The 21,914-nt window shown below is 59.0% G+C and carries 21 protein-coding genes and 1 tRNA gene; 10 read left to right on the top strand and 12 right to left on the bottom strand.

Features of this window, described 5'->3' with window-relative positions:
* Positions 1–177 precede the first annotated feature (177 nt).
* Positions 178–852 carry a GntR family transcriptional regulator gene (locus RBH71_RS09610; protein WP_025595209.1) on the top strand — a complete coding sequence of 225 codons (675 nt, stop codon included), beginning with the start codon at positions 178–180 and terminating at the stop codon, positions 850–852.
* Positions 853–940: 88 nt separating this feature from the next.
* Here RBH71_RS09610 and RBH71_RS09605 read toward each other — a convergent pair whose 3' ends face one another.
* From RBH71_RS09605 to RBH71_RS09570, 8 genes are all read right to left on the bottom strand, one after another.
* On the bottom strand, positions 941–1,786 hold the full coding sequence (locus RBH71_RS09605) for an ATP-binding cassette domain-containing protein (protein WP_111801361.1): 846 nt from the start codon (positions 1,784–1,786) through the stop codon (positions 941–943).
* Positions 1,783–2,622, bottom strand: a complete 840-nt coding sequence (locus RBH71_RS09600) for an ABC transporter ATP-binding protein (protein ID WP_004431942.1) — start codon at positions 2,620–2,622, stop codon at positions 1,783–1,785. Before RBH71_RS09600 ends, RBH71_RS09605 begins: the two co-directional genes overlap by 4 nt.
* A 3-nt stretch (positions 2,623–2,625) precedes the next feature.
* Positions 2,626–3,540, bottom strand: a complete 915-nt coding sequence (locus tag RBH71_RS09595; RefSeq protein ID WP_004431940.1) for an ABC transporter permease subunit — start codon at positions 3,538–3,540, stop codon at positions 2,626–2,628.
* The gene (locus tag RBH71_RS09590; RefSeq protein ID WP_004431937.1) at positions 3,537–4,544 is read right to left on the bottom strand and encodes an ABC transporter permease subunit; all 1,008 of its coding nucleotides are present in this window, start codon (positions 4,542–4,544) and stop codon (positions 3,537–3,539) included. The genes RBH71_RS09595 and RBH71_RS09590 overlap by 4 nt, the downstream gene beginning before the upstream one ends.
* A gap of 63 nt (positions 4,545–4,607) precedes the next feature.
* Positions 4,608–6,212, bottom strand: a complete 1,605-nt coding sequence (locus tag RBH71_RS09585) for an ABC transporter substrate-binding protein (RefSeq protein WP_004431933.1) — start codon at positions 6,210–6,212, stop codon at positions 4,608–4,610.
* Between the two features lie 120 nt (positions 6,213–6,332).
* A complete protein-coding gene (locus tag RBH71_RS09580) occupies positions 6,333–7,520 on the bottom strand; it encodes a M24 family metallopeptidase (protein WP_038494675.1) in 1,188 nt (395 codons plus the stop codon).
* Between the two features lie 555 nt (positions 7,521–8,075).
* Complete coding sequence (locus RBH71_RS09575) at positions 8,076–8,825, bottom strand: SDR family oxidoreductase (RefSeq protein WP_004431929.1); 750 nt, start codon at positions 8,823–8,825, stop codon at positions 8,076–8,078.
* Complete coding sequence (locus tag RBH71_RS09570) at positions 8,822–9,436, bottom strand: nucleoside 2-deoxyribosyltransferase (protein WP_038494672.1); 615 nt, start codon at positions 9,434–9,436, stop codon at positions 8,822–8,824. The genes RBH71_RS09575 and RBH71_RS09570 overlap by 4 nt, the downstream gene beginning before the upstream one ends.
* A gap of 182 nt (positions 9,437–9,618) precedes the next feature.
* On the opposite strand from RBH71_RS09570, the gene RBH71_RS09565 reads away from it, so the two are divergent.
* The 4 genes from RBH71_RS09565 to RBH71_RS09550 all read left to right on the top strand — a co-directional run bounded on the left by RBH71_RS09565 (position 9,619) and on the right by RBH71_RS09550 (position 13,735).
* Positions 9,619–10,245: a ribonuclease D gene (locus RBH71_RS09565; protein WP_004431923.1), complete on the top strand. Its 627-nt coding sequence runs from the start codon at positions 9,619–9,621 to the stop codon at positions 10,243–10,245.
* A gap of 82 nt (positions 10,246–10,327) precedes the next feature.
* Positions 10,328–11,560: a hypothetical protein gene (locus RBH71_RS09560; protein ID WP_038494669.1), complete on the top strand. Its 1,233-nt coding sequence runs from the start codon at positions 10,328–10,330 to the stop codon at positions 11,558–11,560.
* Between the two features lie 50 nt (positions 11,561–11,610).
* Complete coding sequence (locus RBH71_RS09555) at positions 11,611–11,919, top strand: hypothetical protein (protein ID WP_038494666.1); 309 nt, start codon at positions 11,611–11,613, stop codon at positions 11,917–11,919.
* A gap of 259 nt (positions 11,920–12,178) precedes the next feature.
* Positions 12,179–13,735: a hypothetical protein gene (locus RBH71_RS09550; protein ID WP_323687264.1), complete on the top strand. Its 1,557-nt coding sequence runs from the start codon at positions 12,179–12,181 to the stop codon at positions 13,733–13,735.
* A gap of 100 nt (positions 13,736–13,835) precedes the next feature.
* On the opposite strand, the gene rpsA is transcribed toward RBH71_RS09550, so the two are convergent.
* Both rpsA and cmk read right to left on the bottom strand, forming a co-directional pair.
* On the bottom strand, positions 13,836–15,536 hold the full coding sequence (rpsA, locus tag RBH71_RS09545) for a 30S ribosomal protein S1 (RefSeq protein WP_004431908.1): 1,701 nt from the start codon (positions 15,534–15,536) through the stop codon (positions 13,836–13,838).
* Positions 15,537–15,685: 149 nt separating this feature from the next.
* A complete protein-coding gene (cmk, locus tag RBH71_RS09540) occupies positions 15,686–16,366 on the bottom strand; it encodes a (d)CMP kinase (RefSeq protein WP_004431904.1) in 681 nt (226 codons plus the stop codon).
* A 198-nt stretch (positions 16,367–16,564) separates the two neighbouring features.
* On the opposite strand from cmk, the gene RBH71_RS09535 reads away from it, so the two are divergent.
* Positions 16,565–16,954, top strand: coding sequence for a TIGR02300 family protein (locus tag RBH71_RS09535; RefSeq protein ID WP_004431900.1), 390 nt, complete (start codon positions 16,565–16,567; stop codon positions 16,952–16,954).
* A 152-nt stretch (positions 16,955–17,106) separates the two neighbouring features.
* Positions 17,107–17,182: transfer RNA gene (locus RBH71_RS09530), tRNA-Ala, on the top strand.
* Positions 17,183–17,253: 71 nt separating this feature from the next.
* Here the strand turns inward: RBH71_RS09530 and RBH71_RS09525 are convergent.
* Together RBH71_RS09525 and RBH71_RS09520 are read right to left on the bottom strand one after the other, a co-directional pair.
* Positions 17,254–17,754 (bottom strand): hypothetical protein, encoded by a 501-nt coding sequence (locus RBH71_RS09525; RefSeq protein ID WP_025595216.1) that lies wholly within the window; start codon positions 17,752–17,754, stop codon positions 17,254–17,256.
* A 71-nt stretch (positions 17,755–17,825) separates the two neighbouring features.
* Positions 17,826–18,200, bottom strand: coding sequence for a PAS domain-containing protein (locus tag RBH71_RS09520; RefSeq protein ID WP_323687263.1), 375 nt, complete (start codon positions 18,198–18,200; stop codon positions 17,826–17,828).
* 208 nt (positions 18,201–18,408) lie between these two features.
* On the opposite strand from RBH71_RS09520, the gene RBH71_RS09515 reads away from it, so the two are divergent.
* The 3 genes from RBH71_RS09515 to RBH71_RS09505 all read left to right on the top strand — a co-directional run bounded on the left by RBH71_RS09515 (position 18,409) and on the right by RBH71_RS09505 (position 21,914).
* Entirely contained in the window at positions 18,409–19,311 is a 903-nt protein-coding gene (locus RBH71_RS09515) for an NUDIX hydrolase (RefSeq protein ID WP_004431893.1), read from the top strand.
* Between the two features lie 69 nt (positions 19,312–19,380).
* On the top strand, positions 19,381–20,352 hold the full coding sequence (gene nadA, locus RBH71_RS09510) for a quinolinate synthase NadA (RefSeq protein ID WP_004431880.1): 972 nt from the start codon (positions 19,381–19,383) through the stop codon (positions 20,350–20,352).
* Positions 20,349–21,914 (top strand): L-aspartate oxidase, encoded by a 1,566-nt coding sequence (locus tag RBH71_RS09505; protein WP_004431878.1) that lies wholly within the window; start codon positions 20,349–20,351, stop codon positions 21,912–21,914. The genes nadA and RBH71_RS09505 overlap by 4 nt, the downstream gene beginning before the upstream one ends.

The following is a 21,914-nucleotide window of genomic DNA, read 5'->3' as shown; positions in this document are numbered from 1 at the left end:
CCGCGATCAATGACCGCAGGAGATGAAGCCTCAGGGGTTGCCCGGCCACCCTCCTCCAGCAGCCAGCTTCCGATGACGGATACAGCTAAAGCAAAATCGATCATTGTAAAATAAAAAATTTTTTATTTTTTATATTCTGTCATTGCCTGTCACTCGCTGTTAGGTGATGGTGTTGCCATGAACACACTGATCAAAGTCACGCTCGCCGACCAAGCGCATCAGGAACTGCGGGCGCGCATCGTCAGCGGCAGATTGCGCGGCGGCGAACGGCTGTTGCCCAACGAACTTGCCGCCGATCTCGGCATCAGCCCCACGCCGGTCAAGGAAGCATGCCTGAAACTCGAGGCAGACGGGCTGGTGGTCAATTCCTCAAGGCGCGGCATGGTAGTACGCGATTTTACCGTGGAGGATGTGGAAGAACTCTACGCCGCCAGAATGCTGCTGGAAAAAGGCGCTGTGGAAGTGGCCTTCGATGCCGGGCAGCTGGACGAAGCCTTGCATGCGCAGCTTCTGGAAAGCCTTGCGAAACACCGCGAATTTGCCAAGAGCGCGACGCTGGACGATCTCTCCAAAGCGCTGTTTCACGATCGCAGCTTCCACACGGCCCTTGTTTCGGCCGCGCGCATTCCGGTCATTTCCGGCACGCATGGGCGCATTCTCGACCAGACCCACACGGTTTTCGTATCGATCCTTGGCGACTACGCCCGCTCTGTCGAGGAACACCAGAATATTGCCGATGCCATAGCCGCCCGCAGCAAGGCCCAGATTATCGACGCCCTATGGCGCCATCTGGAGCGTAGCCGGCAGAATACACTGCGGCAGGTGCGTCTGCTGAGAGAGGCCGGCGCCTGAGCGTATCTCCGCAATCTTTTAAAGTCCTGAAAAAACAACAGGCCGGAAATCCGGCCTGTTCCACTTATTCATCGGTCAATCGTCGATCTCAAGCCGTCGCAGGCTGCCGTGCCGCCTTGCGGCGCTCCACGCGGGCGCGGATGGCGTCTACATCCGTTACCGGAGTGGCGGCAAAAAGCTGGCGCGTATAGGCGTGCTTCGGATCGGCAAATAGTTCCTCGCGCGTGCCCTGCTCCACGGCTACACCCTTCGAGATAACCATGACGTCATCGGCGATATAGCGAACGACGGAAAGGTCGTGGCTGACGAAGACGTAGGTCAGCTCGAACTCTTCCTGGAGGTCTCTCAGCAGGTTCAGCACCTGCGCCTGCACTGAAAGATCGAGTGCCGAGACCGGCTCGTCCAGCACCAGAAGTGCGGGGTTGAGCATCAGCGCCCGCGCAATCGCGATGCGCTGCCGTTGGCCGCCAGAAAACATGTGCGGATATCGGTTGAAGTGTTCGGGGCCCAGCCCCACCTTCACGAGCATGGCTTCAGCCCGCTCACGACGCTCGGACGCCGGCATTTTGGTGTTGATGACAAGCGGCTCCATCAGCACGTCGCCAACCTTCTGGCGCGGATTGAGGCTACCATAGGGGTTCTGGAACACCATCTGCACCTTGGAGCGCATGTCCGTGCCGGGACGGCGCTTTGCGATATCGACCGGCTGGCCGTCGATCTTCAGCTCGCCACCGGATGCCGGATCGATCAGCGCGATGATGCGCGCAAGCGTCGATTTGCCGGAACCGGACTCGCCGACGATGGCGAGCGTCTTGCCGCGCTCGACGGCAAAATCGATGCCTTTCAACGCCTGCACGGTCTTTGCTCCGCCGAACAGGCCGCCCGGAACGTGATAATGGCGGGTAATGCCCTTGCCTTCGACAACGATGCTCATTGAACGCCCTCCTTGCCGAAAAAGTCGGAAACCGTGGGCAGGCGGTCGCCGGTCGCATGTTCCGGCAGCGCGGAAAGCAATGCCTTGGTATAGGGATGTTGCGGGGCCTCAAACAGGCTCAGCACATCCGCTTCCTCCATCTTGCGGCCCTTATATTGCACGACCACGCGGTCTGCTGTTTCGGCCACGACACCCATGTCATGGGTGATGAGGATCAGCGCCATGCCGTATTCTTCCTGCAGATCCATCAACAGATCGAGGATCTGTTTCTGGATCGTCACGTCGAGCGCGGTGGTCGGCTCGTCGGCGATCAAGAGACGCGGTTTGGAAGCGATGGCGATGGCGATCATCACACGCTGGCATTGACCGCCGGACATCTGGTGCGGATAGGCATTGAGCTTGGTTTCCGGATCGGGAATACCGACGGACCGGAACAGCTCCAGTGCGCGTGCACGCGCCGCAGACCGGCCCATGCCGAGATTGAGGCGCAGCACCTCCTCGATCTGGAAACCGACCGTAAAGGACGGGTTGAGCGACGCAACTGGCTCCTGGAAGATCATGGTGATCTCACGGCCGATCAGCTTGCGGCGCTCCTGCGGCGACATGGCCAGCAGGTTTATACCATCGAAGATCATCTCGTCGGCGGTGATCGTCGCCGTATCGGGCAAAAGCCCCATGACGGCGAGCATGGATACCGACTTGCCGGAACCGGACTCGCCGACGATGGCCAGCACCTCATGCTTGTCCACGGAGACGTCGATGCCGTTGACGGCCGTGAACGCGCCGGTGGCGGTGGCGAACTTGACGGTGAGGTTCTTGATTTTCAGCAGGCTCATCGCTTAGCTCCGCTTCAGTTTGGGATCGAGCGCATCGCGCAGCCCGTCACCCATCAGGTTGATGGCGAGCACCGATACGAGAATCGTCAGGCCGGGAAGGGTAACGACCCACCAGGCGCGCAGGATGAACTCGCGGGCTTCGGCCAGCATCGTGCCCCATTCGGATGCGGGCGGCTGCGCGCCCATGCCGAGGAAGCCGAGAGCCGCCGCATCGAGAACGGCAGATGAGAAGGAGAGCGTCGCCTGCACGATCAAAGGTGCAAGGCAGTTCGGCAAAATCGTCTTGAACATCAGCCGGAAATTGCCGGCACCCGCCACACGGGCGGCGGTGACATATTCACGCCGAAGCTCGCTCATGACAGCTGCACGCGTCAGACGCGCGAAATGCGGCTGATAGACGATGGCAATCGCGATCATGGCGTTGGTCAACCCCGGACCCAGGATCGCAACCAGCACCAGTGCCAGAAGCAGCGATGGAAACGCCAGGATGACGTCCATCACGCGCATGATGACAGTGTCCACCCAGCCGCCGAAGAAGCCGGCGACGAGACCGATGACAATGCCGCCGACAAGGGCGATGGAAACAACGACGACGCCGATGAACAGCGAATATTGCGCGCCATAGATCAGTCGGGACAGCATGTCGCGGCCGACAGCGTCGGTGCCGAGCAGGAATGCGGTACGGCCTCCATCCTGCCAGACCGGCGGGACGAGCAACGCGTCTCTATATTGCTGGGTCGGGTCATGCGGGGCAATCACGGCTGCGAAAACCGCGATCAGAACCAGAAGAAGGAAGACGGCAAGGCCGACGACGGCGCCACGGTTCTGGCGGAAGTAGAACCAGAAATCGGCGATCATCCGGCGGCGGATGGCGGCGTCGGAAAGCCTGACGCCGGGAGCTGTGGTCACATCGCTCATTTGTGACGGATCCTTGGATTGATGAGGCCATAGGTGAGATCGACAAGCAGGTTGACGATCATCACCAGACCCGCGATCAGAAGCAGGCCGCTCTGCACGACCGGATAGTCGCGGCGCGAGATGGAATCGATCATCCACTTGCCGATGCCCGGCCAGGAGAAGATGGTTTCGGTCAGGATTGCACCCGCCATCAGCACACCGATCTGCAGGCCGATGGTGGTGATGACCGGGATCATGGCGTTGCGCAATGCGTGGACGCCGACGACACGGGACGGCGACATGCCCTTTGCACGCGCTGTCCGCACATAATCCTCACCGAGGACTTCGAGCATTGCCGACCGTGTCTGGCGGGCAATAACTGCAAGCGGGATGGTGGCAAGCACCACCGAAGGCAGGATGAGATGTGACAGAGCCGAAGCGAAAGCACCCTTCTGCCCCGAAATCAGGCTGTCGATCAGCATGAAACCGGTGACGGAAGGGAAGAAATACATCAACGAGATACGGCCCGACACCGGTGTCCATTGCAGGATGCCGGAGAACATGATGATGAGCAGCAGGCCCCACCAGAAGATAGGCATGGAGAAGCCAACCAGCGCCGTCGTCATGGAGATCTGGTCGAACCACGAGCCACGGCGGATTGCTGCGATGACGCCGACCGGCACACCGATCAGTGTGGCGAGGATGATGGCGACGAGGCCAAGCTCGACTGTCGCGGGGAAGAGCGCCAGGAACTCGGTCAGAACGGGTTTCTTGGTGACCAGCGAATTGCCGAGATCACCCTGAAGCAGCCGCCCGAGAAAATGGAGATATTGCTGCCAGATAGGCTGGCTGAAGCCGAGCTGTTCGGCAAGTTGTGCATGCCGCTCGGGCGAAATGCCGCGCTCACCCGCCATCAACAGCACGGGATCGCCCGGCAGGACGCGAACGAAGGCAAAGGCAACGATGGTAATCCCGAGAAATGTCGGAACGAGATAGAGAAGTTTGCCGAAAATGAACCGGATCATGGTTTTTTCCTGAAAAGACGCGCGAAAGAACCTGAGTTCTTCCGCGCGTCCTGTTGTTTGGGATTACTCAGCGATATCGACGGATTCGAAGGTGAAGTCGCCAAGCGGGCTCATGGTGAAGCCGGAAACCTTGGCGGACATCGGAACGAACTGCGTGGAGTGCGCAAGCGTCGCCCACGGAGCCTGTTCCTTGAAGATCACCTGCGCCTGCTCATAAAGCTTGGTGCGCTCGGCAACGTCAGTGGTCTGCTTTGCCTTGGAAAGCAGTTCGGAGAACTCCTTGTTGCACCACTGAGCACGGTTTGCACCGCCTTCGCCGGTTGCAGCGCAGGAAAGCAGAACGCCCATGAAGTTATCAGGGTCACCGTTGTCGCCGGTCCAGCCGAGGATGACGGCACCGTCGCGGTTCACTTCAGTCGACTTCTTGAGGTATTCACCCCATTCGAAGGAGACGATCTCGGCCTTGACGCCAACCTTCGCGAAATCCGACTGGATCAGCTCGGCGGTGCGGCGGGCATTCGGCATGTATGGACGCTGAACCGGCATCGCCCAGATCTTCATCGTCAGATCCTTGACGCCAGCGGCTTCGAGAGCCTTCTTGGCAGCTTCCGGATCGTAAGGATCGTCCTTGATGCTGTCGTTGTAGGACCACATCGTCGGCGGGATCGGGTTCTTGGCAACCGTGCCGGCGCCCTGGAATACGGCGTCGATGATCGCCTGCTTGTTCATCGCCATGTTCAGCGCCTTGCGGACTTCCGGCTTGTCGAAAGGTGCAACGGTGGTGTTGTAGGCGAAGTAGGCAACGTTCAGGCCCGGCTGTTCATCGAGCTTGAGGTTGGAATCGGCACGGATGGTGGCGAGGTCGGCCGGGGCCGGATAAGGCATAAGGTGGCATTCGCCAGCCTTCAGCTTCTGCAGACGAACGGCAGCGTCCGGCGTAATCGCGAAGATCAGATCGTCGATCTTCGGAGCTTCGCCCCAGTAGTCGGCGTTCTTCTGGTAGCGGATGACCGCGTCTTTCTGATAGGCGACAAACTTGAACGGGCCGGTGCCGATCGGCAGGTTGTTGAAGTCTTCCTTGGTGCCGGCCTTATCAAGCGTATCAGCATATTCCTTCGAAACGATCGAAGCGAAAGGCATCGCGATATTGGCAAGGAACGGTGCTTCAGGACGGGTCAGCACGAACTTCACGGTGTAATCGTCAACCTTGACGATTTCCTTGATCAGCGACGGCATTTCCATGGAGTTGTAATATTCGTAGGTGATGCCTGCGATATACTGGTTCCACGGGTTCTTTGTGTCACCCTGGCGGTTGTAGCTGAAGATCACATCATCGGCGTTGAAATCGCGGCTTGGCGTGAACTTCTCGTTGGAGTGCCACTTTACGCCCTTGCGCAGGTGGAACGTGTATTCGAGGCCATCGCTCGAAACTTCCCACTTTTCGGCAAGGCCTGGCTCAACTTCGGTCGTGCCCTTCTTGAACTCGGTCAGACGGTTGTAGACCGGATGCGCGGAGGCATCGAAGGTGCCGCCGGCGGTGTAAGGCGAAGGATCGAAGCCTTCCGGAGATGCCTCGGAGCAATAAACGAAGGTCTTCGCCATGGCGGGCACGGCGGAAGCCATCGCAAGCGCAGAGGCTATAAGCAAACTGCGGGTCAGCGTTTTCATCTGGTGGTCCTTTCCCTCTTTTTCTGAGTTTATGCGACCCCGTTTTAAGGGGCCTACCTGTCCTGGTCAGCGACGACGCGGAGCCCCGTGTCGCCGTTCGGTCCTGTGCCTCCCGACCAATTACCCGGCGACCGGCTGGAACAGCCGGTCGAGGTTCTTTTCCGGCGGGCAGAACCAGCGTGGTCCCGCCTCCGTCATATAAGCTATATCCTCGAGACGGACGCCGCATTCCCCATAAACGCACAGCATCGGCTCGATGGAAAAGCACATTCCCGGCTGAAGTGCCGTGGCATTTCCTGCAACGATATAGGGTTCTTCGTGAATATCCAGCCCAAGCCCATGGCCGGTGCGATGCGGTAGACCCGGAACCTGATAATCCGGCCCAAAACCGGCCGCCTTCAGGCTGTCGCGCGCGGCCTTGTCCACGTCCGAGCAGGCAGCACCGACCCGGGCCGCGTCAAAGGCAGCAGCCTGCGCGTCCCGCTCGGCGTTCCAGAGAAAACGCTGCCGTTCCGTCGGCTGGCCGAACACATAGGTGCGGGTGATATCCGAACGATAGCCATGAAGGATGCCGCCGAGATCGACCAGCACCATGTCGCCGTCAACAAGCGTCTGCGCATAGGGCACGCCATGCGGATAAGCCGTCGCCTCGCCGAACTGAACCGCCACGAAAAGCGGCTTCATGCCAAGCGCAACATGTGCGGCGTTAACGAAGTCAGCCACTTCCGTGGTGGATATGCCGGGACGCAGCCCCTCGAACACGGCCTTCTGCACGCCGTAGCTCGCATCCATCGCCGCCTGGATGATGGCAATCTCGGCTGCGGATTTGACCTGCCGCTGTGCGACAATCATCGGCTGGGCGGAAATGATGCGGCCTTCCAGACGCTGCATCAGGGCCGATGCGAAAACGAAAGGAGTGGCAGGATCGATCGCGACAAGGTGGCCGGGACAGCCGAGCGCTTCGATGCGCTTTGCCATCAGGTCAAAAGGACTTTCATCCTCTTCCCAGACGGCAACTTCGCCCTCGATACGGATCATCGTCCGTAGTTTCGGCTCCTCAAATGCCGGACTGACATAGACCGGCTTGCCTTCTGCCGGCACCAGGGCGCCGTGAATGCGCTCCGAAAGACCAAGCGACAGGCCAGTATAATAGGTCAGCGACGATGATGCATCGAGCCAGACCGCCTTGATATTTTGCTGGATTAGCTGCGCTTGCAGGCCGCGCAACCGCAACCCGAGCTCGTCTTCAGCGATCGATGAAACCGCGATCGGCTGAAACCGCTTCAGCGCCTCTTGAAAGTCTGCCATTCTCTCCCCGCCGCTTTCAGGCGCACAGACACAAGCGTGTCGGCAACTCCCAAGCGTTCTTTTGCCAATGCTTAAACACAGGCCGGGGCCTAAGCAATGGGCCAGGACGATGCACCGCCACAAAACTGTGCATATTCATCTAGACATAACGAAATCGTGATCGACACGCGCCCGATTTCGACAATCATCGCCTTGACGGGAAAATCAGAAATCCCCCGAAAACTTAAGGGGAAAAGCGGGGTATCGGTCATCCGGGCGCAGACGGCGCGCAGAAACCTCACCGCAAGATGCATTGGAAAAAGAAGCCCAGAAAAGGAAAAAGCCTGCCGCGGGAGGAGGTGCGGCAGGCTTCAAACTTGATCGGTGATTGGGAGGAGGAGTACCACCGATCCGCATCGAGCGACACTGGGAGGAGGAGTGCGTCGCTTCGATGTTTTGAATATAGCGGTATCCGCGATTTTTAACAGAGCAAGTCTCGCAATGCAGCATTGCATTTTTGCATAGCTCGAAAATTCCTGCTTTGTTTTTTAGCACTCCCGCAGAAGACGTTGGAAATCAACTTTCCCGATGCACTTGAAAACCGGCAAAGGACTGGTTGACCGGCATGAGTTCGAGGCTGTTGATGTTGATATGTTTGGGCTGCGAGGCGACCCAATGGATCGTATTGGCGATATCCTCGGCCGTGATCGGATTGACGCCCTTGTAAAGATTGTCCGAGGCATCCTGATTGCCGCCGGTGCGAACAAGCGTGAATTCCGTTTCGCACATGCCCGGTTCGATCGAGGTGACGCGCACGCCCTTGCCATGCAGGTCGGAGCGCAGACCTAGCGAGAATTGCCGCAGGAAGGCTTTCGTTCCGGCATAGACATTGCCGCCCGCATAGGGCCAGTGCGCAGCTACCGAGGAAAGGTTGATGACAATGCCCTTGCGGTCGATCAACGTGGGCAAAAGATGGTGGGTGATGTTCAAAAGACCGGTGATGTTGGTGTTCACCATGGTCTGCCAGTCTTTCAGCGGCACCTGCGGTGCAGGTGCGGTGCCGAGCGCAAGCCCCGCATTGTTGACGAGAATATCGATGTCCCGGAAACCTTCCGGCAAAGCCGCAAGTGCCTTTTTAGTGGCATCTTCGTCGGTAACATCGAAGGCAGCGCCGTGAAAGGCGGAGCCGAGTTCTTGCGCCAGGGCCTCCAGCCGTTCCGCCCGCCGACCTGTGCCAATGACCTTCCAGCCTTCCTTGACGAAGCGCCGCGCCGTGGCCTGTCCGAAGCCGGACGTGGCGCCGGTGATGAGGATGGTACCGCTCATGATGATGTCTCCAGTAAATTCGTTCTGTCGGGATCAGTCTGTGTCAGTAATTTTTCAGCGGCGGCCGCCAGACAGCGCTTATACGCCTCGAGATCCGTATAGAGAGCCTCTGCCGTGGCGTTGCCGACGATGACAACGCCGCCGCGCCGCAAAATTCCGCCGTGCAGCATGAGATTGTCGACCATGTCGAAATTCTCGATCGACAAACCGTCCGGGCCGCGATAGCGCCCTGTTTCATCGATTGCGGCAACACCGTTATATTGCGCCATGATGCGGGTGAAGTGATTGGCCGCGACATTGGTGTAGGCGAAAACCGGCTTGCCCAGCGCGCACATGAACCCCAGTTCGTAGCTCGTTCCCGTATCGGCGGCGATGCCGCGAAACGGCGTGAGATTGGCGATGACCGCATCCGCTTCCAGCATCATCCGCTCGTCTATGGCATTGACGTTGCAGCCGTGGCCGATTTTCGTGTCCGCGGGCGGAATTTCCAAATCGCCCGGCGAAAGCGGCGTAAACCCGGCCTCGCGTGCAAGCGAGGCCTTGAGGTCGAGCATTTCACGGGCATTCGGGAGGAAGACCTCCGGCCCGGCGAGATAGATTTTCTTTGTCATAGGAAATTTCATACAATTTGGAGAAACAGGATTTTCGCAAACCTAACCCGGAGACTTTCGCAAACGCAAGTACCAAGCGGACATGCGCCAAGGCGCGTCGGAGCGACCTACAAAACGGTATCGTCAAACCTGTCTTTCCGTTATAGCCGGAGCAACGAACTGGACATTCCCGGAGCAAGACAATGGCAGCAACCATCCGTTATCACGAAGGCGATATTTCCGCCGCAGATGCCGCACGCTACCTTGGCGCCATCGCAATCGATACGGAAACACTGGGGCTGGTGCCACGCCGCGACCGTCTCTGTGTCGTTCAGCTTTCTCCTGGAGACGGTACGGCGGATGTCATCCGCATCGCCGCCGGCCAGAAGGAGGCTCCAAACCTCACCCATATGCTTGCAGACCCTGCCCGGCAGAAGATTTTTCACTATGGCCGTTTCGATATCGCCGTTCTGTTCCACACGTTCGGTGTGACGACGACGCCGGTTTTCTGCACCAAGATCGCCTCCCGCCTGACCCGCACCTATACCGACCGGCACGGGCTGAAGGACAATCTGAAGGAAATGCTTGAGGTCGACATCTCCAAGGCGCAGCAATCGTCCGACTGGGCAGCAGAAAAACTGTCACCCGCACAGCTCGAATATGCCGCCTCCGACGTGCTGCATTTGCATGCGCTGCGCGACAAGCTGACCCACCGCCTCGTGCGTGATGGTCGCCTCGATCATGCCGATGCCTGTTTCGCGTTTCTGCCGACCCGTGCCAAGCTCGATCTTCTGGGCTGGGACGAAACGGATATCTTCGCCCATAGCTGAGCGGTTTCACACTTCGTTTAAGGACTGATTTACCGAAACTGCCTATTCTCGGCCGCAACTTTGGGTGGCCGGGGACTTCCAGATGATTACACCGTTGCAGCAGACGGCAAGCATTGCAGTCAGCGACCTCATGCGGTCGATGGTGGAAACCATTGAGGAGCGCCATCGCGAAGAGCAGGAAAAAGCGAACGGCACCAAAAAAGACGAGACGATAAAGACCCAGCCGCAGCCGGACCAAAGCCATCGCGTTGCCAATGAAAAGATAAGCGCCTATCTGTTCGGCGCCATGAAGCCTGATGGCGATGCCTTCGCCTCGCTTGTCTCCCGTTTCTCGTCTGCGCTTGGCATCACCCAGGAAAACGATGAATCGAACGCCGCTTTCGCGCAAAGGCTTCAGGACGCGCTGACCCTGACCGACGGCTTTGAAAAAACCGATGCGGCAGGAAAAGCCACGCCGATTTCGCTGAAATCCTTCGGCGTTTCGGAAGCGCAGGTCGTGGAAGTCCTGAATAACGGCGTAACTGCCAAGACCGCGCCCATGGCAGCACTTGCCGCACGCATTGCCCAAAATGCCGGCCTGAGCGGCAAGGAAGAAGATTTCGGCGTGCAGATGTCGAAAGCAATCATGGCAGTGCGCGCCACCGCACCCAAAAATGTCAATGATCTCGAAGAATCGACTGGCCTCAAGGAACTTGGTATTTCCGCGCAGCAGATGATCGCCGCAATCGCAAACCCATTTGGCGATGCGGCACGCGCCGTGAAGAATGCGATGAACGATCAGGCGCAGGGCACCCAATTCATGACACGGGAAACGATGAAGGTCATCCAGCGCCTGGAAGACGTCGCCGATCCGAAAACCAAGGAAGAATTGCAGGCCGAACGCGGCAAAAACCGCATGGGCGAAATCAACGATGCCGAAGTTGCGGCGGAGCGGGAAGAGGATATCCAGACCCGAGACGCACAGGGCAAGCTGGAGGATGTGCAAAAACTTCAGGACGTCGTGAAGGAACACATAGACGCTGCCGCCGAAGAAAAAGCGCAAGGCACTGACGGGCAAGGCCCGGTCGATATTTCATCGGAAATCGCCCTTATCTCCGTGCTCGCGGCAACGCCATCTAGCCAAACGGCCCCGGCCGAAAATGACAACGAACCCGCAGAGACAGACGCCGCAACCAAGACGGAAACCGATCAGAAAGACGACGCCGAAAAACTGCTTGATGCTCAGGCAGTCGTCGATAACGCCCGCAGCGCCATTTTGCCGATCTCGATAGACGACAATGGAATTTATGCACTGCTGAAGAAGAAGGCGGCATGATCTCGCCGCTACCGATAGTCACTTGAGCGAAACATGATGTGAGTTCAAACATGTCTCAAATTTCCGGCATATCCGGCAGCGCCGGCCTCGATGCCGAACCAAATGCGGCGCAAGCGCTGCTCTCCATCGCCGCTCCGCCACTGGCGCCGAATGACGACAATTTCGTTGCCGCAAGCGAGGAAGACAACCTCATCGCCCCCGTTGAAAATCGTCCCGAGAGAGGTTTTCCCAAGGCGAGCTGGCTCGACGCGATGCCGCCGGAAGCCTTTGAGGCAGCGGACAGGGAACCGGACCATATTTCATCGGTCAATTCCGACGATAACGGGCTTTACCGCATGTTCATCAGCGTCTCTCCCTGATTGCCATATCGACACGATTTTTATGGTTAGCGAATTCTTAATATCTACGGCCCAGACTTAGGGTTGATGATTCTGTGTGCATCGCGAAGAGCTGGCATTCCTGCCAGCGACGCACACGGCGCTCCCGCATGAGCGGGCGAGATGACACCTGTACATCACCGGCGCGGCAATCTTTCAACATAGGCCAAATGCGGATCAGAGAGCCAGGGACTGGCCCTTTCGTAGCCAGCGGCGGTAATCGATAGGAACGGAGCGCAGCATGTTACCGCCTGTACCGAAAATTCCGGCAGCCGATGCCGCCTATGGAGCCGCAGCCTCGCAGACGCAGCGCGGGGAGCCGAAGGAGGCCGTGCAGCCGCAGGCAAGCAATCTTGCTCCCGACAATGGCAGCAGTCTTTTCGCCAAAGCCGCAGTCACCTCTCTCGCCAGCGAATATCAGCTTTCCCGCAGCACCGCCGTTCTGGCGGAGGCGCTTGGCAAGCTGATGAACCTGCCAAGGCGCGACGGCGAAGCCATTCAAACCTATGTGATGCGTCTGACGGATGCGCTGCGCGCCCTGCCCGCACCGCAGCGCCTGGCGCTGGAACAACAGGTCAGCAAAGTCCTGCAGGGGTTGAGCCTTTCGATGCTCGCAGAAATCCTGAAACATCCAACCGGGCCGGATGCCGCAAGGCTTGCGCTGCTGATCGAACTTTCCCGCTACAAGGGAACGGATCTTGCGGCGAAGGCGGTGGTGTCCTCTTATCAGCAGAACAATTCGGCCAATCCGGTGACCGCGCAGCCAGTACAAGCGAGACAGCAGAACGGCCAGAGCCAGAGTGCTGAGGGCCGCCCAAACCCGGCAACGACCACCACAACAACAGCACAACCGGCAACCGCCGCCACACCCGGCCGGCTGTTGCCTCTGCTTATCGGCCCGCTTGCCCAAAGCGCCGCCGCGATAAAAGCCATGGTTGCGGCGCAGGCAGCGCCGCAAGGCCCACAGGTCAATCTTCCCGCCCCACCTGCCGACATGTCCGACTCTCCGCACGATGCGGCAAAACCGGAAGGGAAAGCCGCCGAAAGCACCGTACGCTTGCCTCAGCCGCAAACGGGCAGCACAACAAAGGAAGCTTCGACAGATGCCCGCCCGGCAAATCCGCCACGGGCTGAGAACGCCGAGATGCGCCCTGCACTTCAGCATCGGGACACGATGAAGCTGGAGCCGAGGGAAACCCGCACTACCTTGCCCTCGCCATCCGGCCAGTCCACGGCTGGCGTCAAGGATATGGAAAACCTGCTCCTTGCTGCAGTGGCCGGCAAACTTCCCGCCAAAGCCACCACCGCTGCCCAGCTTTCCGCCACGCCACCGGGCGCCATACCGCAACCACTCGAAGAGCGGCCTGCCGAAAAAACTGCCCTCGCAACGCCCATCCACCCGACCGGGGAGGAAACGGAGACGATTACCAACCGGCCAGAAGCCCAGCCCATGCCGCGCGCCGCTCTCGACCCGGAAGCAAGAATGGCGATGCTGGAACAAACGGCTTCGCAATCGCTGATCGCTGCGGCTCTGGCAAAAGACGGCACGCCGTTACCGCTCGTCGCATACCCACCGGCGGAAGAGGACCACAGATCGGAAACGCCGCATCGCGGGCGTGGTCCATTTTCCGAGGATGAAGCGAATGGCGAGGCGGAGGGCGAAAATCCCGACGGTCAGGACGAGATGGAAGAGAGGGTCGCCGCCAATGACGAGATTGGGGATGGGGAAAATCCGCGGACAGCGGCTTTCGACGACAGTGCGGAAAATTATTACCTCAAGATGAGTGGCATGCACTGAATTCCGCGCCGCCCATTGGCCTGTGCCACGAACACTATAGCCAACAAAAAACCCGCCGGAAAATTCCGGCGGGTTCTTTATATCAAACGATCTCTAGCGATTATTCGCTGCGGTTCTTCAGAGCCGCACCGAGGATGTCGCCGAGCGAAGCGCCAGAGTCGGACGAACCGAACTGTGCGACGGCTTCCTTCTCTTCAGCGATTTCCAGAGCCTTGATCGAAAGCATGACCTTGCGGTCCTTCTTCGAGAAGTTGACGACGCGAGCGTCGAAAACCTGGCCAACTGCGAAACGCTCCGGACGCTGATCGTCACGATCGCGTGCGAGGTCGTTGCGGCGGATGAAGGAGGTGATGTCCTCGTGGTTGACGAGCTTCACTTCCACGCCACCGTCGTTAACGGCGATGACTTCGCACGAAACGACTGCGTTCTTGCGCAGGTCGCCGGACGTTGCGGCTTCACCGACAGCATCCTTGCCGAGCTGCTTGATGCCGAGCGAGATGCGTTCCTTCTCGACGTCAACATCGAGAACGACGGCCTTGACCACGTCACCCTTGTTGAACTCTTCGATGACCTGTTCGCCCGGACGGTTCCAGTCGAGATCCGACAGGTGAACCATGCCGTCGACATCGCCTTCGAGGCCGATGAACAGGCCGAATTCGGTCTTGTTCTTGACTTCGCCTTCGACTTCAGTGCCGGCCGGATGGCTGAAGGCAAATGCCTGCCACGGGTTTTCCAGCGTCTGCTTGAGGCCGAGCGAGATACGGCGCTTGGACGGATCGACTTCGAGAACGACAACGTCGACTTCCTGGCTCGTGGACAGGATTTTGCCGGGATGTACGTTCTTCTTGGTCCAGGACATTTCGGAAATGTGGATCAGGCCTTCGATGCCCGGCTCCAGCTCGACGAATGCACCGTAGTCGGTGATGTTCGTGACCGTACCGGAGATCTTCTTGCCAACCGGGTACTTGGCGGAGATGCCATCCCACGGATCGGACTCGAGCTGCTTCATGCCGAGCGAGATACGGTGGGTTTCCTGGTTGATGCGGATGATCTGAACCTTGACCTGCTGGCCAATGTTGAGGATTTCCGAAGGATGGTTGACGCGGCGCCATGCCATGTCGGTAACGTGCAGCAGGCCGTCGATGCCGCCGAGGTCAACGAACGCACCGTAATCGGTGATGTTCTTGACGACGCCGTCAACAACCTGGCCTTCTTCGAGGTTCTGAACGATTTCAGAACGCTGCTCGGCGCGGGACTCTTCGAGAACCGTGCGGCGCGAGACAACGATGTTGCCGCGACGCTTGTCCATCTTGAGGATTTCGAAGGGCTGCGGGTTGTGCATCAGCGGGGTAACGTCGCGGATCGGACGGATGTCGACCTGCGAACGCGGAAGGAAGGCAACTGCGCCGTCCAGATCGACGGTGAAACCACCCTTGACCTGGTTGAAGATAACGCCTTCGACGCGCTCGCCAGCTTCGAACTTGGCTTCGAGCTTGACCCAGCTTTCTTCGCGGCGAGCCTTCTCGCGCGACAGAACGGCTTCGCCGAGTGCGTTTTCGATGCGCTCAACGTAAACTTCGACTTCGTCGCCGACCTTCAGCGTGCCGTCCTTGGACTTCGCGCCGAATTCCTTCAACGGTACGCGGCCTTCAACCTTGAGGCCAACGTCGACGATGGCAACGTCCTTCTCGATTGCCGTTACGATACCCTTGGCAACATAGCCTTCGGCAAGATCGTTAGAGGCAAAGGATTCTTCGAGAAGCGCTGCGAAATCTTCGCGCGTGGGGGTAGATACTGACATGAAATCTCCTGATTGCATCCGCGCGAGAGCGAATACAAAAGCGCCGGTGGGCTAGCGTTGTTGATACCCGAACCCATGCCCGCCTTTTCAAAAGGCTTCCCGGCGCAAGGACATGTCTTCAGGCAATTCCGGACTAAACGCGGACCGATTCAAGCGGTTCCGCGAAAAACCTGTTTCTTCAGGGCGGCGTCGATAATCATCCGCGCGGCCTGAAACGCCGCCTCTATACTCATTTCCGACGTATCTAGCAAGTGCGCGTCTTCAGCCGGTTTCAACGGGCTGTCGGCTCGGCCCATGTCGCGCTCGTCGCGTTTCTTCACCTCGGCGAAAATGGCGTCGTAGTCTGCAACGCTGCCGTTGGCGACAATTTCATCATAACGCCTGCGCGCCCGCACGTCCGGCGAAGCGGTGACGTAGAGTTTCACCGGCGCATCAGGGCACACCACCGTGCCGATGTCGCGGCCATCCAGAACCGTGCCCGGTTCCTTTGCCGCAAACCGCTGCTGCGCTGTCACGAGCGCGCGCCTCACCGGCGTCATCACCGCAATCCTGGACGCCGCCTCGCCGATATCGTGCCTTGAAAGCACCGCGCGGTCGAGGCCGGCAAGGTCGAGTTGCAGCGCCACCTTTTCAGCGACTTTCTCGTCATCGAGCGACAGGCCGGCGTCAAGAAGTGCCTTGGCCGTGGCTCTGTAGGTCAGCCCGGTGTCGAGATGATGGAAACCATAGGTCTCCGCAATCTTGCGTGACAAGGTCCCTTTGCCCGCCGCAGCTGGCCCATCTATGGCAATCGTAAAGGTCATGAAGCTTTCTGCCTGTGCGTCCATCATTAATACAGTAGAGTGCGTCGGCCTCCAATCTTTATGAGCAGCCTGACATACAAGTCGCATCATGGGAGGGCGGCCTCCAAAGTTTGTCTTTGACACGAAAGACCGCAACGATTAAGGGGACCGGCTAGAAATTTTACCGTCTATGCCGGTTTTACGGCGTACACACCGAAACTCATTCGACAATTTGAGGCTTAGACAGTGGCAAAAGCGGACCTTGGTACCAAGCGCACAGACCCCGATACCGGCAAGAAGTTCTACGATCTGAACCGCGACCCGGTCGTTTCTCCCTATAGCGGCAAGTCCTGGCCGCTCTCTTTCTTTGAAGAAAGCACCGCTCAGGCAAAGCTCGAGCAGGCTGAAGAAGAAGAAGTCGCGGAAGTCGATGCCGAAAACACGGAAGTCGAACTCGTATCGCTGGAAGACGCCGACGGCGACAACAGCGGCGACGATATCCCGGACCTGGGCGACGATGACGACGACGTGGAAATCGGCGACGACGACGACACCTTCCTTGAAGCCGACGAAGACGACGATGACGACGACATGTCCGGCATCATCGGCGTACCGGGCGACGACGAAGAAGCTTGATCTTATTGGATAAACCAGCCCGGCGACAAAAAAATGAAGCCGGGCTGTTTTTTGTGCTTGCACTCTTCGATTAGCCGAAGTAGTAAGCCGCCACCGAACGGAACAACAGCCGCTTCGGTTCCCGGAACCGGACGAAATGCCGGAACCCTTATGGGGCTATAGCTCAGCTGGGAGAGCGCTTGCATGGCATGCAAGAGGTCAGCGGTTCGATCCCGCTTAGCTCCACCAAACCTTCTAAAATACAAATTTCTATCGTCCAGCACGGGCGTTCGTGCGGCATTGTCTGTTCTTCGCGTTGACTATTGCAAGAGCGCCCGCACATCCTGCCCGTTGATCCGACATTCCACCGACGGAACGCCGCCGCCTTCTTCCAGCACCCGGCATTCCAGATATTTGCCGCGCAGGCGGTTCTCCAGCGCCTTGAAGGCGTTCAGGCCGCAGGCATAACGGCGGCCGTCAGGTCCGGCGCAAACCCGGTTGCGGTCGATGTCTTCCACGCCGGCGAGGCGGAACTCCTGTCCTTTGAAGGTGAAGCGATTGTTGGACGCAACGCGCAGGCGCTGATCCGCATATATTTTCAGGGGGTATGGATCGGGCGGGGTCGGAATACGCTCATAATTCTGATGGCGGGGATCGACCCTGACCGGAGAGGTCGTCCACAGCGTTTCCGTGTTTGCGGAGAGGCCAGTCGCTGGATATGCCGCCTCGCCATTCATGAGCGAGGCGATGCGGATGCCGGCTATACCAAGCCCCGTGACCAGCACGATCTGAAACAGCAAAATGAAAACCTGCCGAACCATGTCACCGCACATCAAAACAATCGACAAGAAATAGATCGGCGTTTTTCAAGACAGACCGAACGCGATAAATATTACATCAATAAAATCTTGCGCGAGGTGATGTCTCGCACCGTGCCCATCGCCATGATTGGAATGCGGTCACCATCAAGGATAACCCTGCCCGTTGTCCGCAGCCAGCGAAAATCGCCGGATTTGAGTTCGATGCGGTATTGCTGATCATAGAACACGCCGTTCGTCAGCGAGTTGTAAACCGCCTTGGCCACGCGCGCGCGCGAGCCGCTTTCGATCTGATCTATGAAATCATCCACGGGAATGCCGCGGGCGGCTTTCTCTTCGGAAAATTCGCGCAGGCGAGCCGCCACAGCATCCAGATAAACCAGATTCTGTCCCACGTTCCAGGTGTAATAACCCACAAGTGTTTCTTCGAGATATATATCCTCTAACATCGGCCTTCTACATTATGGATGCTTTTGACGCGGGTCTTAACATAAAGGACGATACGCGACTAACCACAAGCACTTATTCTTTTGTCTGATCGCTACGTAAAGTTTTACATGCGCGGCGGCATCCGCGTTTCCCCGCCCGCTTGTTGGCGAACAGGCATTCCTGTGCCAAAGAAGGTCGATACCGACGCCATCTACCAGAGGAGCCGCCGTGACCATAGGGCTTGCCCACGCCGAACTCATCGCCGTCGTCACCGCCATCACCACGGACGAGCCGCGGGTAATGACCGTGCGGGCGGGCGCGGCACTTCCATCAGGGCCGTTTGAATTCGGACACAGGACGCTTCAGAGCGGGTTGAGAGAGTGGATACACGAACAGACACATCATCCCGTCGGCTATCTCGAACAACTCTACACCTTCGCCGACCGGGACCGCAACAATGACATTCTTGGCGGAAGAACCATATCGATCGGTTATCTCGGGCTGGTTCGCGAACAGGAGCCGCCCGGCAATGGCCGCCCTATCTGGCATGGCTGGTACGAGTATTTTCCTTGGGAAGACCATCGGCAGGGCCGGCCGGCGGTTCTGGACACAATCATCGAGAAGCTGCGCTGCTGGGCGGATTCCGACCCTGCCTGCAAAGGCCAGCGCCATTTACGCGCCGACTTCACCTTCGGCCTTGATGGCGGCGGCTGGAACGAGGAACTGACACTTCAGCGCTACGAATTGCTCTATGAGGCCGGACTGGTCGAAGAAGCCCAGAGTGAGCCTCGGATCAATTTCGGCAGACCGATGTTTGCCGATCACCGTCGCATTCTTGCCACCGGCATCGCGCGCCTCCGGGCTAAGATTAAATACCGGCCTGTAGTTTTCGAACTGATGGCCGACGCTTTCACCCTGCTGCAATTGCAGCGCGCGGTGGAGGCGCTCGCCGGTCTGACGCTGCACAAGCAGAACTTCCGCCGGCTGATAGAACAGCAACAGCTGGTGGAAGAAACTGGCGACATGGCGACCGAAACCGGCGGACGCCCTGCAAAGCTCTTCCGATTCCGCCAGACCGTTGTGGATGAACGCGCCCTTTCCGGAACCAAACTGCCACTCTCCCGCAATTGACATATGCTCACAATGAGAATATCTGTTTGCCGTAGATATACTCAAATAGAGTATAAATGGGAGAGTGCCGTGAACGAACAGATATCTGCCGCAAGCCTTTACGACCGCGTCAGCCGCGTCATTCCCAAGGCGGAATGGATGGGTTTTCAGGATGATGTGGAGGCGATCCTCGATCTGAAGCGCAGGCGCAACGCCGTCATCCTCGCCCATAATTACCAGACGCCGGAAATCTTCCACGGCGTTGCCGATATCGTTGGCGACAGCCTCGCCCTTGCGCGCAAGGCAATGGAAGTAGAAGCGGATGTGATCGTTCTCGCCGGCGTGCATTTCATGGCCGAGACGGCAAAGCTGCTAAATCCGGGAAAAACCGTGCTTATTCCGGATATGGCCGCCGGCTGCTCGCTCGCCGATTCCATCACGCCCGAAGACATCGCACTTCTGCGCAAGGCCTATCCCGGCGTTCCTGTCGTCACTTACGTGAACACGTCGGCGGCGGTGAAGGCGGCTTCCGACATATGCTGCACCTCCGGCAATGCCCGCCAGGTGGTGGAATCGCTCGGCGTGCCGCGCGTGCTGATGCTGCCGGACGAATATCTGGCGAAGAATGTAGCGCGGGAGACCAATGTCGAACTCATCGCATGGCGCGGCCATTGCGAGGTGCATGAGCTTTTCACCGTCGACGACATCAGGGAATTGCGCGAAAGCCATCCCGGCATCACCGTTCTCGCGCATCCCGAATGTCCGCCCGATGTCGTTGAGGCCGCAGATTTTTCCGGCTCGACCGCTGTCATGTCGGACTACGTCGGCCGGGAAAGACCGGCCCGCGTGGTGCTTTTGACGGAATGCTCGATGAGCGACAATGTCGCCGTGCATCATCCCGATGTTGAATTCATCCGCCCCTGCAACCTCTGCCCGCACATGAAGCGCATCACGCTCGGCAATATCCGCACAGCGCTTGAAGAAAACCGCCACGAGGTGACAATCGATCCGGCTGTTGCGGTCGCCGCCCGCCGCGCGGTGGAAAGGATGCTGGCGGTATGAGTGAGGCTCTGTCGCAATATGCAGGCAGGACGGTCATCGTCGGCAGCGGTATTGCCGGCCTGATGGCAGCATTGACGCTCGCACCGCAACCGGTCCTGCTTCTGACCCGCGGCGCGCTCGGTGGCGAAACGTCCAGCGCCTGGGCGCAGGGCGGCATTGCTGCAAGCCTTGGCGCTGACGACAGCACTGCACTGCATCTTGCCGATACGCTCGCCGCAGGCGACGGCCTCTGTGACGCGGCTATGGCAGCAGATATCGTCTCCACCGCCCCCGCAGTCATCGATGCCCTGGAACTAGCCGGAGTTCGTTTCGACCGCGATGCACAAGGCAGGCTCGTTTTCGGGCTGGAAGCCGCCCATGGCCGCCGGCGCATCCTGCATGCCGAAGGTGATGGCTCGGGCGCGGCCATTGTGAGGGCTCTTGCAGCCGCCGTTCTCAACACGCCGTCCATCGCAGTCCTGGAAGGTGCGGAGGTGCGCCGGCTGCTGACAGAAGGCGGGGCCATAGCCGGTCTCATCTGCGCCGGGCAAAAGGGCAGCTTTGTTCTGCCGGCCACAAACGTCATTCTTGCGACCGGTGGCCTCGGCGGGCTGTATGAGGCCACCACCAATCCCACCGGCAATTTCGGACAGGGGATCATGCTCGCCGCGCGCGCCGGAGCCATCCTCACTGATATGGAATTCGTCCAGTTCCACCCAACGGCGCTTTCCTCTCCCCGGCGGCCGCTGGCTCTGGTCAGCGAGGCGGTGAGGGGCGAAGGTGCCGTTCTTCTCAATGAAAGCGGCGAGCGTTTCATGGCGACCGTTCCGGGTGCAGAACTTGCCTCCCGCGATATTGTCGCCCGCGCCATCGACCGGGAAATCCTGCGCGGCGGCAAAGTCTTTCTCGATGCCCGCAAGGCGATCGGCAGCGGTTTTTCGGCGCGTTTCCCGTCAATCGACCTGCTATGCCGCGAGGCTGGTATAGACCCCGCCCGCGAACTCGTGCCCGTCCGTCCCGCCGTGCACTACCACATGGGCGGCGTCGCCACGGATGGTAATGGCCGTAGTTCCGTGCCGGGCCTATGGGTTGCGGGCGAAACCGCCTGCACCGGTCTTCACGGGGCCAATCGGCTGGCCAGCAACTCCCTGCTGGAGGCGGCTGCCATGGGCATGCGTGCGGCAAAAGATATTGCCGCCCGACCGGCATCAAAACGGGTGACAGCTGTCACGCCATTCGCAACGCCTGTTCTTTCGGCAGCAGACCCGTCTATCGTCAGGCCCATCGTCTCCCGCCATCTCGGCATCGCCAGGCATGAAGCGGGGTTGATCAGCGCGATCAGCGAACTTCTCCCACTGGCCGAACAGAACGGCCCGGCATCCGATCCCGCCATCGTCGGGCTCGCAATCGCCGTCTTCGCCGCCTTGCGAAGAGAATCGCGCGGGGCCTATTTCCGTAACGATTTCCCGGAAAAGGACGCGACCGCCACAAGGCGCAGGCTTTGCCTGTCCGATGTCATCGCCATTGCCCATGACCTCTCATCGTCCAATCTTTTTTCTTCCAGCATTGCGCGGAGCGCCTGA

It is taken from the genome of Rhizobium sp. AN68 (assembly GCF_030758035.1).
GTDB classification, from domain to species: domain Bacteria; phylum Pseudomonadota; class Alphaproteobacteria; order Rhizobiales; family Rhizobiaceae; genus Agrobacterium; species Agrobacterium tumefaciens.
This window is presented reverse-complemented; position numbering and strand designations above follow the sequence as displayed.